Origin of the sequence: Blastococcus sp. TF02-09 (genome assembly GCF_003319105.1) — a bacterium.
Taxonomy (GTDB): domain Bacteria; phylum Actinomycetota; class Actinomycetes; order Mycobacteriales; family Geodermatophilaceae; genus Blastococcus.
The window spans coordinates 1-12,050 of record NZ_QOHH01000011.1 but is presented as its reverse complement, the minus strand read 5'-3'; the positions used below and the strand labels follow the sequence as shown (position 1 = coordinate 12,050).

Below are 12,050 nucleotides of genomic sequence, written 5' to 3'. Positions count from 1 at the left end.
CGCCCCGGCCACGATCAGGTGACCTGATCCCAGCGCGTCCTCCCTCACCGTGCACCGTGAGGGAGGACGCGCCGCGGTGAGGGAGGACGACGTCAGGGGGCCTGCAGCTCGACCGCCGCCGACGCGTACGGCGCGGTCGCGGCGCGGTGGACGGCGACCTGCCCGATCCCCCGCTCGGCGGCGAGCCGGGTGATCGCCGCGGTCACCGGCTCGAGCGCGTCGGGCGTCATCACCGAGAAGGCGACGACGACCCGGCCGCCGGGACGCAGCACCCGCGCGACGACGTCCCAATCCGGGGCCGGCGGGGTCCAGAACGCCCGCACGTCGAAGGAGACGACGACGTCGAAGGCGGGCCCGCCCAGGTCGGCGTCGGTGAGCCGGCCGGTGAGCACCCGCACCCGGCCCCGCGCCACGGCGTCGGCGTTCCGGCGGCCGGCCGCGGCGGTCATGGTCGCGGACCGGTCGACGCCGACCACCTCCCCCGCCCGATCGGCGAGCAGCGACAGCAGGACGCCGTGCCCGCACCCGACCTCGAGCACGCGGTCCCCCGGCGCCGGCGCCACCACCCCGGCGGCCCAGGCGAGCCGCTCCGACGCGCGCACCCGCGGGTCAGTTCAGCGGACGGGTCGACGGCGGGAGCGAGCCACCCGCGAGGAGCTCGGCAATGGCGTCCTGCAACGCGGTGAGCGCCACCCGCTGGGTGTTCGGGCCGGTCGAGACGCGGGCCACCCGCAGCTCCCGCAGCTCCCGGATCGACGGCGACCGGCCGGGGATCGCGATCACGCTCAACCGCCCGGGCCCGAACGCCTCGGCCAGCACGGCGATCTCCTCGCGGTCGACGGCGCCCGGGACGAAGACCACCGGTGCGCCCACCTCCAGGTAGGCCCGCCCACGACGCACCGCCTCGGTGAGCACCTCGGTGCGGTCGGCGGCGGCGTCGGCACGGAGCAGCGCGTCGGTGCGGGCGTTGAGCACGAAGCCGATCCCGGCGTCCCACCCGGCGGCGAGCACCGCCTCGACCGCGGCGACGGCGTCGTCGAGCGGCCGCAGAGCGTCCTCGAGGTTCCCGCCGACCGCCCCGGCCTCGATCGCCCGCCGCGCGGTCTCCCCCGGGTCCCCGTAGCCGGCCTCCATGTCCATGGAGACGGGCAGGTCCACGGCGGCCGCGATGCGGGACACCATGTCCAGGTGGACGTCCAGCGGGATGTGCTCGCCGTCCTCGTAGCCGAAGGTCGCCGCGATGGAGTGACTGGCGGTGGCCAGGGCCCGGACGCCGTCGGTACCGGCGACCACCCGGGCGGAGACGACGTCCCACACGTTGGCGAGGACCAGCACCTCCGGGGCGGTGTGCAGGTCGAGGAGGGTCCGGGCGCGGTCCGCGAGATCGGGCACCGCCCGAACCTAGCCAGCCGGTGCCGTGGTGGCGAAGCCCTTCCGAGGCATGGCCCCCCACTGCTCGGTGCCGGGGACGAGGGCCCGCATGCGCCACCAGAGGGTGATCGGCCGGTAGACGAACGGCTCGGCGAGCGCGACCAGCAGGAGCCGGGCCAGGTCGCCCCGCGCCCCGTACCGACCGAACCGGCGTTCCTGCAGGTACACGGCGACGGCGGTGGTCAGCCACCCGGCCAGCACGGTGCACCCGGCCATGGCGGCGGCGACGACGGGGTCGAGGTGCCCCGTCAGGGCCGCCACGACCAGCGTCAGGTAGCCGACCGCCTCCATGACCGGCGCCACCAGCTCGAAGGCGGTCAGGTAGGTCAGCCCGAACATGCCGAACCCGCGGTACCGGGGGTTCCCGATGAGCCGCCGGTGCTCGCGCAGGCAGCGGACCAGCCCGCGGTGCCAGCGCATCCGCTGCCGTCCCAGCACCTGGAGAGTCTCGGGCACCTCTGTCCACAGCACCGCCTCGGGCACCTGCAGCACCGGGCCGCCGCCGACGGTCCGGCCGCTGTCCAGCGCCTGCTGCGCCAGCCGGATGGTGATGTCCAGGTCCTCGCCCAGGTGGCCGACGGTGAAGCCGCCGACCTGGCGCACCTCGTCGGTGCGGAACAGCCCGAACGCCCCCGACACCATCGTCACCGACGCCAGCGCGCCCATCCCGGCGCGGCTGACGAGGAAGCTGCGCAGGTACTCGAGCAGCTGGCAGGCCGCCAGGAAGTTGCGCGGGACCCGCGGGCGGACCACCTGCCCGTTGACCACCACGCAGTCGTTGACCGGCAGGATCGTCCCGCCCACCGCCACGGGGTCGCCGGGGTGGTCGCGGAGCGCCACGCAGGCCCGGGCCAGCGCGTCGGGCTCGACCAGTCCGTCGCCGTCCCCGACCACGACCAGCGGGGTGTCGACGACGCTGACGCCGACGTTGACGGCGTCGGCCTTGGACCCGCCGGCCTCCTTGTCGAGTACCCGCAGCGGCAGCACGCCCCCGATCGGCTCCCACACCGCGCGCACCGGCCGGCCGGGGAGCGCGGCGAAGGCCTCGGGCGGGAGGTGCACGGGCAGCAGGTCGAAGGCGGCGACGAGGCGCTCGAGGGTGTCGTCGGTCGACCCGTCGTTGACCACGACCACCTGCAGCGCCGGGTAGTCCAGCGCCAGCAGCGAGGTGATCGCGGGAACGATGACCGGGCCCTCGTTGTAGGCGGGGACCACGACGGTGACGGGCACCGGATCGGCGGTGCGGCGCAGCTCCGCGAGCCGTCCCGCGCGCCGCGCCGGGCCCAGCCGGGCCAGGGACAGCGCGGCGGACGCCGAGACGAACAGCATGATCGCCTGCAGGGCCACGGTGTAGCCCAGCCCGACCGCCGCCGAGGCGACCAGCAGACCGGACAGCCGGTCAGCGAGCACGGGAGGCCCCCACGACCTCGGCGCGCGGCGGCACGGGCACCAGGTCCCGCGGCAGCGGCACCGGGGGGACGACCGGACGGACGCTGACGACGTCCTCGGTGGAGGTCAGCAGCGCACCGAGCCGCTCGCGGACGCCGGGGTGCGGGAAGCTCCGCGCCGCCTCCGTCAGCAGCCGCGTCGTCGACGTCCGCTGCGCGAGGGCGGCCACGGCGGCCTCCGCGACGGCGCGACGGGCCGGGTCCTCGGCCACCAGGTCGGTGAGCAGGCCGGTGCCGACGAACGCCTGCTGGAGACCGGTCGCCGCCGCGGTCGTGACGAACTGCGGGCTGTGGCCGATCAGCTCGGTGAGGACGGTGACGCCACCGGGGACGGAGGCCAGCGCCGCCGCCGCCCGCTGCCGGACCGACCAGCGCGGGTCGTCCAGCAGCGCGACGAGCGCCGGCACCACCTGCGGGACGCCGATCCGGCCGAGCGCGGTCGCCGCGTGCGCCCGCACGTCCTCGTGGGGGTCGCCCAGCGCGGCGAGCAGGCCGGGCACGGCGAGCGTGCTCGCGCCGCGGGTCAGGCCGCGGGCCGCCTCCACCCGCACGGCGCTGTCCGGCGCGGCCAGCGCCTCCATCTGGACGGGCTGGGCGAGCATCTGGTTCCCGCAGGCAGCCAGGACCCGGAGCATCCGGGGCGTGCGCTCCCCGGCGCGGATCCGGTCCAGGACGGCGGGCGCGGCGGCAGGGCCCAGGAGACAGACCAGGTCGGCGAGACGTTCCGCGGCGCGCTCGTCCTCCTTGCCGATCATGCGCAGCAGCGCCGGGGCGGCGCGGTGGGCGTCCAGCCGGACGTAGGCGGTGGCGGCCGCGATGCGGACGTCGGTGTCCTCGTCGCGCATGGCGGCGTGCAGCGTGTCGACGACCGACCACAGGCGGAGGGCGCCGATCGTCTCCGCGGCGGCGGTCCGCCGGTAGGGATCGGGGTGGCCCAGCTGCGCCACCAGCTCCGACACCAGGCCCGTGGTCTCGACGAGATCGGCCAGCCGCCGGTCGGACTCCCCGCGGACGGTGCCGGCCACCGAGACGGTCAGCTCCAGCAGGAGCCGGCGACCGGCCCGGCGGCGGGCCAGGTGCTCCAGCCGGTCCCGGGCGGCGTCGGCGTCTCCAGATCCCAGGACCACGGCGACCAGGTCACCGCGGATTCTGATGCGCAGTGCCGTCCGGCGACCGCGGGTGAAGGAGCGGGTGCGGCGCACGACCCAGACCGACGCGACCGTGGCGGCAAGGGCCGCGGTCAGCAGGGGCAGCGTGCCGAGCAGGATGCTGCGCACCGTCACACCCCCATCCAGGTGCGGCGCACCACCGCGGCGAGCGCGGAGCGCAGCTCCCCGGCGTGCACGGGCAGGGCGAGCACGATGTCGGCGCCGGCGTCCAGCGCGGAGATGCGGGCGACCGGGCTGTCCTGGTCGACGAGGGCCACGCGCGCGGCGTAGGGCACCGCCTCCGCGCAGATGCCCAGGGCCGTGGGCAGCGAGGCCCCGGGCAGCGGGGCCACGAGGACGACCGCGGCGGGAGCGGGCGCGACGGCGAGCCGCCGGACCAGGACGTCGACGTCCTGGACCACGTCGACCGCGGCGCCGGTGCCGCCGATGATCTCGGCGAGCACGAGCGCCGACACCGGGTCCGGGTCGGCGACGACCACGGGCACGGGGAGCGCGGGGAGCACGGATGCCTCCGGGAGGACGACTGGCCTGGCCGGTCCGGCGACCGGTTCGGTGTTCGACGTCCTGATCGGCGCGCGCCCTCACCTGCTTGAGTGAGCCTGCCACCCCGCGCGCGAGATCCCCCCATCGGGTGAGCGCCGGCCGGGCGGGTCGCTGACCAGCGGGGCTGGCGTCTGCGGCCCAGGTAAGGCTAACCTCCGTCGCGGCGCCCGGGCTCCGGTCCGGGCGGCCGCTCCCCCGCCGCCTCCCGGTTAGGTCGACGCACGCATGTACGTGTGCCACTGCAACGTGGTGAGTGACCGCGACATCGTCGAGGCCATCGCCAATGGCGCCCGCTGCGTGGCCGACGTCGCCCGCGCGACCGGCGCCGGCCGCACGTGCGGCGGCTGCGTGGACACCATGCGCGAGCTCGTGTGCCAGCATTGCCCGGTCATGTCCGAGCGACAGCTGGGAGTTGCAGGTGCAGCCCGTTAGTCCCCGAGTGGTCGAACTGCTCAACGATGCGTTGACCTTCGAGCTCACCGTCACCAACACGTACTTCCTCAACGCCCGGATGCTCGACGCCTGGGGTCTCCCGAAGCTGGGCAAGGTCTTCTACGACCTGTCCATCGACGAGATGCGCGACGCCGACTCGCTCATCCAGCGCGTGCTGCTCTTCGACGGCCACCCCAACCTGCAGCGGCTGGGGTCCATCCGCGTGGGCGAGACCGCCGAGGAGATGCTCGTCCTGGCCCTCGACAGCGAGAAGGCCGCCGTGGCCCAGTTCAACGCCTCGGCCAAGGAGTGCCACGAGCTCGGCGACCACGGCACCGCCTCGGTGTTCGAGGAGATGGTGCTCGACGAGGAGAAGCACGCCGACTGGTTCGAGGCCCAGCTGGGTGCCATCGAGCGGGTCGGCGCGGCGCAGTACCTCGCCGCGCAGATCTCCACCGAGACGCCCTGATCGGACAGCACGAGGGCCCTCTTCCCACCCGGGGGGAGGGCCCTCGCTGTGTCACGGGGGCCAGGTGAGCTGGATCCGGAGGCGACCGTGTGCAACACTCGGCACGAAGCCAGGTGAGGCTAGCCTAAGTCGGCTTCGCCGCCCGACCCGCCGCCCACCGGGAGCGCACGCATGACCGTCGAGACAGTGCAGGTCCCGGTCTACCGGCCCTTCGCCGCTCAGGTGTCCCGCCTGCAGCGGCTGAGCCCCAGCTTCCTGCGGGTGACCTTCACCGGTCTCGACTTCGACGAGTTCGCCAGCAACGGCCTCGACCAGCGGATCAAGGTCATGCTGCCGCTGCCCGGGCGTGGCATCGACGACTGCCCGTCCGACCCGGACTGGTACGGCGCCTGGCGCGCACTGCCCGCCGACCGCCGGATGCCGCTGCGTACCTACACGGTCCGCGGCGTGCGGCCCGACCGGCGCGAGGTGGACGTCGACGTCGTCCTGCACGGCGCGACCGGTCCCGCGTCGGCGTGGGCGGAGTCCGCCGTCGTCGGCGACGAGGTCGTCCTCATCGGGCCGAACGCCCGCTTCCCCGGCCCGACGGGCGGCTTCGAGTGGCACCCGCCGGTCGACGCCTCCTGCCTGCTCCTCGCGGGCGACGAGACGGCGGTGCCGGCGATCTGCGCCATCGTCGAGTCGCTCCCGGCCGGCCGGCGGGCCCGCGTGCTGCTCGAGGTGCCCGAGGCCGGGGACGCGCTCAACATCGCGGCGCCCGACGGCGTCCAGGTCACCTGGCTGCCCCGCTCGACGGGCGCCGGCGCGTCCGCACCGCGCGGCTCCCTGCTCACCGCCGCCGTGGTCGAGGCCGCCGCGGAGCTCGCCGACGTGCTGGCCCCCTCCCCCGGCGCGGCCCTCGAGGACGTCGACGTCGACAGCGGCATCCTGTGGGAGGTGCCGGCCGAGGCAACCGCCCCGGCCCGTTCCTCCGGCGTCTACGCCTGGCTGGCCGGCGAGGCGGGCGTGGTCAAGGGCCTGCGCCGGCACCTGGTGCAGGAGCTGGGCATCGACCGCCGCTCGGTGGCCTTCATGGGCTACTGGCGCGAGGGCCGCGAGAGCGACTGACCCTCCGGTCGGGAGCGGCTCCGTTTGACACCCTGTCAGCAACCGGTGTCACATGGAGGAGTGAGCGCTGCCTTCGACGTCCTGGCGATGGACGGCCTCGCGGTCATCGGCACGCTGGGGTTCTTCGTCCCGGCCGTCATCCTGGTGACCGTGGTCGTCGTCGCCGTCGTGCGCGACCGGCGACTGGCCGCGCAGGAGGAAGCGGCGGAGGCCGCCGAGCAGGCCCGGGCGCGCGAGGCGCTGGGCGACTACGAGGACATCCAGGCCCGCCGGCCGGACCGGCCTAGGACTCCTCCAACCGACTGAGCGCGGCCTCGACGGCGTCCCGCACCGTGCCGGCCATCTCGGTGCGGAAGGCCGCCAGCAGCGCCTGCGCCGCGACCGGCTGCAGCCGGGCGACCGTCGCGCGGATCTCGTCGATCTGCTCGGGCGGTGCGCCGGCGTCGACCCACGCCCGCCAGCGGGTGTCGACGAACATCTGCACGTAGGTGCGCGCGATCTCCCGCACGTGCTCGGTGACCTGCATCTGGGCGGCGACCAGCGCCGGCACCGGGACGCCGAGGGCCAGCACCTGGATGCCGGCGGTGAGCAGCGCGGGGTCCAGCACCCGGAGACGGGTCTCGTCGACCCGCTCCACCAGCCCGAGCGCGACGAGGCTGTCGACGACGGCCGGGTCCTCCGGCACCCCGGCGCGGGCGGCCAGCTCGACCCCGGTGGTGATCTCGGGCTCGGGCGGCAGCCAGGGCGCGAGCAGCGCCCGGTGCAGGGCCAGGGTCACCGAGCTGCCGTTCGGCGGCGCGGCGGTGAGGGTCCGCTCGATCATCGCGAGGGTGTAGCCCTCGGCCAGCATCTCGCGCACCAGCAGCAGCCGGGCCACGTGCTCCCGGCCGTAGTAGCCGGTGCGGCCGACCATCCGCGGGGGCGGGAGCAGCCCGCGGGCGGAGTAGGCCCGCACGTTGCGCACCGTCACCCCCGCACGGGCGGCGAGCTGGTCGACCGTGAGCTCGCGGTCCTCGCCGTCCGGCGTCGTCTCTGCTGCCGTGACCACGCCCACCTCCTCCCCGCGCATCCCCACGGTAAACGGCTCGTTCTATGTAGCAGTTGTCGATGTCACGGTTGAGGTGTTCCATGGCCTCACACCAACTGAGGGGGTTCGCGTGCTGCTCGCCGCTGAGACACGTCCCGCCGGAGGGGCCGCGCTGGGCGAGGTCGCCCTCGCCACCGCCATCGGGGCCGGCCTGACCGCCGTGCTGCTGGGCCTCGTGTGGGCGCACCGGACCCGCCGTTCCACCGTGCTCACCCGGGTCGGGACCAAGCTGGGCTCGGCCACCGGCGTGCCGCCCTGGGTCGCACTGCCCACCATCCTGACCACGATCTCGCTGCTCGTGGCCCTGCTCGGCATGCTCTGGGACATCGCCCTGCACATCGGGGTGGGCCGCGACGAGGGCCCGCTGGCCAACCCCGCGCACTTCCTCATCCTTTTCGGGCTCTTCGGCGTCTTCGCCGGCGGTGTCCTGGCCTGCGCCATGCCGCTGGACGAGAAGCCCGGCCCGGCCGCCGTCCGCTTCGTCCGCGGCTGGGACGTCCCGGTCGGCGGCATCCTGCTCACCGTCGCCGGCTTCTACGCGCTGCTCGGCTTCCCGCTGGACGACGTCTGGCACCGCCTCTTCGGCCAGGACGTGACCCTCTGGGGCCCGACCCACCTGATGCTCATCGGCGGCGCCGGCCTGTCGATCGTCGGCCTGCTGGTGCTCGAGCAGGAGGGCCACGGCACCCTCTCCACCGACGACGGCGACCTGAAGGCCGGGCGCGCCGCCCGCTTCGTCCGCCAGGCGGCCGCCACCGGTGGCCTGCTGCTGGGCATGTCGGTGTTCCAGGGCGAGTACGACTTCGACGTCCCCCAGTTCCGGCTGGTCCTCGAGCCGTTCATGATCGCGGGCGCGGCGGGCATCGCGCTGGTCGCCGCCCGGCTGTTCATGGGCCGCGGCGGGGCGCTGGCCGCGGTCGGGTTCTTCCTCGTCATCCGCAGCGGCATCGCGCTGGTGGTCGGACCCGGGTTCGGCGAGATCACCCCCACCTTCCCGCTGTACCTCGGCTCGGCGATCGTCGTCGAGGTGCTCGCGCTGGTCGTCCCGCTCGTGCGCCGTCCCGTCCTGTTCGGCGCCGTGGCCGGCGTCGGCATCGGCACCGTCGGCCATGCCACCGAGGCCGCCTGGACGCACCTGGTGCAGACGCTGAGCTGGAACGGCGACACGCTGGTCGAGGGCACGCTGATGGCGATCGTCGGTGGCGTCGCCGGCGGTCTGCTCGGCTCGTTGCTGGCCCTCGGACTGCGCCGCCGCCTGCCCCGCCCGGCCGTCGCCCGCGGTGTGCTGCTCGGCAGCCTCGTCGCCCTGGCGGCGTGCGTGGCCAACGGGCTGATCGCGAACGTCCCCGACGACCTCGACGCCACGTTCGCCATCACCGACGTCGCGACCGACCCCCGCACCGCCGACATCACCGTCCAGCTGGACCCCGCCGACTTCGTCGACGACCCCGCCTGGGTGCAGATCACCTCGTGGCAGGGCGACGGCCTGGTGGTCAACGCCCTCGAGCGCACCGGTGAGGGTGAGTACCGGACCACCGAGCCGGTGCCGCTGCACGGGACCTGGAAGACGCTGCTGCGGGTGCACGACGGCCGCACGCTCACCGCGATCCCGATCTACCTGCCGGCCGACGAGGCCATCGGCGAGGAGGAGATCCCCGCCGAGGACGGCATGACCCGCTCGGCCATCCCGGAGATCGACATCCTGCAGCGCGAGCTCAAGGACTCCGGCGGTGGCGTGTGGCTGGTCGCCAACCTCGTGGTGCTGGTCTGCACGCTGGCGATCATCGCCGCCATGGCGTGGGGCGTGGCCCGCTACTCCCGCCGGGCGGCTGCGCTCGAGCCCTTCCCGGACACCCCGGCGGACGCGCCGGCCGACGAGTCGCGGACCGCCAGCGGCGCGGTCTGACCGGCCCGGCACGCACCGACCCCCGAGCCCATCGGAGACTCCTGACGTGATCCGCCGTCCCGCGCGGCTGTCCCGTGCCCTCGCGGCGCCGGCCCTTGCGCTCCTCCTCCCCCTGGCTGCCTGCGCCGGTACCGACGCGTCCGGCGAGGCAGCGGGGACGACGTCCGGTTCGTCGGCCCCCTCGGGCGCGAGCGCGACGCCGGACGCCCCGCAGGAGTCCGCCCCGCCGGAGGAGGCGGGGCAGCGCATCGAGGTGTCGGTGGCCGGCGGTCAGGTGTCCGGCGACACCGGCCGGGTGCCGGTGACCGCGGGCACCCAGGTCACCCTGGTGATCACCGGCGACGCCGCCGACGAGGTGCACGTGCACGGCTACGACCTGACCGCCGACCTGGTCCCCGGGACCCCGGCGGAGCTCTCCTTCGCCGCCACCATCCCCGGGGTCTTCGAGGTGGAGCTGCACGAGGCCGGGACGGCGCTGCTGACCCTGCAGGTGAACTAGTGCCGTGACCGTCCTCGCCCACGGGGTGGGGTCGCGCACGGACCTCCCCATCCCCATCGGGTTCGCCCTCTACGGCGCCGGTGCGGCGATCCTCGCCAGCTTCGCCGTCCTGCTGCTGTTCTGGCGCACCCCGCACCTCGGTGGGGCCGACTCGGGACGCCCGCTGCCCGCGGCGTTCCAGCGGCTGCTCGACGGCTCCGCGGTGCGGCGCGGCCTGCAGGCCGGTGCGCTGCTGGTCGCCGCGTTCGTCGTGGCCGCCGCGCTGGCCGGTCCGGACGACACCTCGCGCAACCTCGCGCCCTGGGTCCTGTACGTCACCTTCTGGGTGGGGCTGGTGCCGGTCAGCCTGCTGCTCGGCCCGGTGTGGCGGGTGGTCAACCCGCTCCGGCTGCTGCACCGGCTGCTGCGCCCGCTGAGCCCCGATGCACCCGGCGCGGCCCGGCTCCCGTCGCTGGGACTGTGGCCCGCGGCCGGCGCGCTGACCGTCTTCGTCTGGCTGGAGCTGGTCTACCCCGACCGCTCCGAGCCGGTCACCGTCGCGGTCTTCCTGCTCGGCTACGCCGTCGTCCAGCTGGCCCTGGCGCAGTGGTTCGGCGAGGACTGGTTCGCCTCCGGCGACGGGTTCGAGGCCTACTCCACGCTGATCGCCCGGCTGTCCCCGTGGGGACGGCGGAGCGACGGCCGGTTGGTGCTGCGCAACCCCTTGGCCAACGCGCTGGCCACGCCGTCCCAACCCGGGCTCGCCGCGCTGGTGATGGTGCTGCTGGGCTCGACCGCCTTCGACGGGCTGACCCGCACGGTCTGGTGGCAGACCGGCCCCGGTGCGGCGAACGACTGGTTCTCCGGCACCGTCGGGCTGCTGCTGTCGATCGCCCTCGTGGCCGGGTTGTACGTGCTGGGCACCCGGCTCTCCGGGCGCCTGGCCGGGCAGGACGTACGCATCCAGCCGGCGCGGTACGCCGCCACGGTCATCCCCATCGCGCTCGGCTACACCGTGGCCCACTACTTCAGCCTGCTCATGCTCGACGGGCAGACGACCTGGATCCTGCTCAGCAACCCCTTCGGCGCCGACGGCGTGGACCTCTTCGGCACCTACGGCAACCGGGTGGACCTCACCGCCGTCAGCGCCGACCTGACCGCGCTGGTCCAGGTCGGCGCCATCATCACCGGGCACGTCGTGGGCGTGGTCTTGGCCCACGAGCGGGCACTGCGGTCGGCCCGGCGGGCGCGGGCGTCGGACCAGCTGCCGCTCGTGCTGGTGATGGTCGTGTTCACCCTCGGCGGGCTGGGCCTGCTCTTCGGGTTCTGAGCCGCCGCCCGTCCGGGTGACCTGCCCCGGCGTGGGCTCCATCTGCGCAGTCCGGCTGCCGATGGAGAGAGAGCCGTGTCCGGTGCCGCCGGGGCCGGTTCCCCGACCAGCGAGAGGACCGCTCGTGATCGCAGTGACCTGTCGCAACGGCGAGCACTTCACCATCGACCCCGCCGAGATCGAGCGCGTCGAGGCCGTGCCGGACACCGTCGTCCACATGGTGGGCGGGCGCACCTTCGTGCTGGCCGCGAGCCTCGACGAGCTGCTCCGGGACATCCGCGACGCGCGCGCCGAGCAGCTGGTCGCCCAGAAGCGGCTGGCCGGCGGCACCGCGGAGTTCGCCGACTCCGCGTCGACCGTCCGAGCCGCCGCGCACCTCAGGGTGGAGCGGCGGGCGCGCCACCGGGACGGCGACTCCCCCGGCTCCCCCGCCGACCGCCGTCCGCCGGACGCCTGAGCCTGCTCTTCCGCGGAAAAGCAGCCGGCGGATTCAACTGGTCGTCGCAACACCGGCTTGTTGATCTTCGGAGAGTAGTCGGGCGAGGACCTCGGCTGGGGTCTTGAAGCCCAGGGTCTTGCGGGGTCGCCCGTTGAGCTTGGCGGCGATGCGGTCGAGATGGTCGGCGTCGTGGACGGCGAGGTCGCTGCCT

At 74.7% G+C, this 12,050-nt stretch carries 14 protein-coding genes and 1 pseudogene; 8 read left to right on the top strand and 7 right to left on the bottom strand.

Going from position 1 to position 12,050, the window contains the following annotated elements; genetic code table 11:
- Positions 1-92: 92 nt before the first annotated feature.
- From DQ239_RS15885 to DQ239_RS20430, 5 genes are read right to left on the bottom strand one after another with little or no spacing between them, the layout of a single operon-like run.
- Complete coding sequence (locus DQ239_RS15885; RefSeq protein ID WP_113835399.1) at positions 93-602, bottom strand: class I SAM-dependent methyltransferase; 510 nt, start codon at positions 600-602, stop codon at positions 93-95.
- Positions 603-609: 7 nt separating this feature from the next.
- The gene (locus tag DQ239_RS15880; RefSeq protein ID WP_113835398.1) at positions 610-1,392 is read right to left on the bottom strand and encodes an isocitrate lyase/phosphoenolpyruvate mutase family protein; all 783 of its coding nucleotides are present in this window, start codon (positions 1,390-1,392) and stop codon (positions 610-612) included.
- 9 nt (positions 1,393-1,401) lie between these two features.
- Positions 1,402-2,841 (bottom strand): glycosyltransferase family 2 protein, encoded by a 1,440-nt coding sequence (locus tag DQ239_RS15875; RefSeq protein ID WP_113835397.1) that lies wholly within the window; start codon positions 2,839-2,841, stop codon positions 1,402-1,404.
- Entirely contained in the window at positions 2,831-4,156 is a 1,326-nt protein-coding gene (locus DQ239_RS15870) for a HEAT repeat domain-containing protein (RefSeq protein WP_158544861.1), read from the bottom strand. The genes DQ239_RS15875 and DQ239_RS15870 overlap by 11 nt, the downstream gene beginning before the upstream one ends.
- 2 nt (positions 4,157-4,158) lie before the next feature.
- Positions 4,159-4,551 carry a hypothetical protein gene (locus DQ239_RS20430; protein WP_158544860.1) on the bottom strand — a complete coding sequence of 131 codons (393 nt, stop codon included), beginning with the start codon at positions 4,549-4,551 and terminating at the stop codon, positions 4,159-4,161.
- A gap of 265 nt (positions 4,552-4,816) precedes the next feature.
- Between DQ239_RS20430 and DQ239_RS15865 the strand changes: the two genes are divergently transcribed.
- From DQ239_RS15865 to DQ239_RS15850, 4 genes are all read left to right on the top strand, one after another.
- Positions 4,817-5,023 carry a (2Fe-2S)-binding protein gene (locus DQ239_RS15865; protein ID WP_113835395.1) on the top strand — a complete coding sequence of 69 codons (207 nt, stop codon included), beginning with the start codon at positions 4,817-4,819 and terminating at the stop codon, positions 5,021-5,023.
- Between the two features lie 7 nt (positions 5,024-5,030).
- On the top strand, positions 5,031-5,492 hold the full coding sequence (bfr, locus tag DQ239_RS15860) for a bacterioferritin (RefSeq protein WP_233489349.1): 462 nt from the start codon (positions 5,031-5,033) through the stop codon (positions 5,490-5,492).
- A 171-nt stretch (positions 5,493-5,663) separates the two neighbouring features.
- Positions 5,664-6,599 carry a siderophore-interacting protein gene (locus tag DQ239_RS15855; protein WP_113835393.1) on the top strand — a complete coding sequence of 312 codons (936 nt, stop codon included), beginning with the start codon at positions 5,664-5,666 and terminating at the stop codon, positions 6,597-6,599.
- A gap of 60 nt (positions 6,600-6,659) precedes the next feature.
- Positions 6,660-6,905 (top strand): hypothetical protein, encoded by a 246-nt coding sequence (locus DQ239_RS15850; protein ID WP_113835392.1) that lies wholly within the window; start codon positions 6,660-6,662, stop codon positions 6,903-6,905.
- Here DQ239_RS15850 and DQ239_RS15845 read toward each other — a convergent pair.
- Positions 6,883-7,647 carry a MerR family transcriptional regulator gene (locus DQ239_RS15845; protein ID WP_158544859.1) on the bottom strand — a complete coding sequence of 255 codons (765 nt, stop codon included), beginning with the start codon at positions 7,645-7,647 and terminating at the stop codon, positions 6,883-6,885. The two genes, DQ239_RS15850 and DQ239_RS15845, sit on opposite strands and share 23 nt — an antisense overlap.
- A gap of 109 nt (positions 7,648-7,756) precedes the next feature.
- Here DQ239_RS15845 and DQ239_RS15840 point away from each other — a divergent pair, with 109 nt between their 5' ends.
- The 4 genes from DQ239_RS15840 (at position 7,757) to DQ239_RS15825 (ending at position 11,857) form a co-directional block, all read left to right on the top strand.
- Positions 7,757-9,592 (top strand): hypothetical protein, encoded by a 1,836-nt coding sequence (locus DQ239_RS15840; protein WP_113835390.1) that lies wholly within the window; start codon positions 7,757-7,759, stop codon positions 9,590-9,592.
- 46 nt (positions 9,593-9,638) lie between these two features.
- Positions 9,639-10,091, top strand: coding sequence for a hypothetical protein (locus DQ239_RS15835; RefSeq protein WP_113835389.1), 453 nt, complete (start codon positions 9,639-9,641; stop codon positions 10,089-10,091).
- A 4-nt stretch (positions 10,092-10,095) separates the two neighbouring features.
- Positions 10,096-11,400 (top strand): hypothetical protein, encoded by a 1,305-nt coding sequence (locus tag DQ239_RS15830; RefSeq protein WP_113835388.1) that lies wholly within the window; start codon positions 10,096-10,098, stop codon positions 11,398-11,400.
- A gap of 124 nt (positions 11,401-11,524) precedes the next feature.
- A complete protein-coding gene (locus DQ239_RS15825) occupies positions 11,525-11,857 on the top strand; it encodes a flagellar FlbD family protein (RefSeq protein ID WP_158544858.1) in 333 nt (110 codons plus the stop codon).
- A gap of 33 nt (positions 11,858-11,890) precedes the next feature.
- On the opposite strand, the pseudogene DQ239_RS15820 reads toward DQ239_RS15825, so the two are convergent.
- Positions 11,891-12,050 (bottom strand): annotated as a pseudogene (locus tag DQ239_RS15820) (IS30 family transposase); the annotation flags it as partial.

Coding starts and splice junctions, on each gene's coding strand:
- DQ239_RS15865 (WP_113835395.1), top strand. CDS start 4,817: ATGTACGTGTGCCACTGCAACGTGGTGAGTGACCGCGACATCGTCGAG.
- DQ239_RS15855 (WP_113835393.1), top strand. CDS start 5,664: ATGACCGTCGAGACAGTGCAGGTCCCGGTCTACCGGCCCTTCGCCGCT.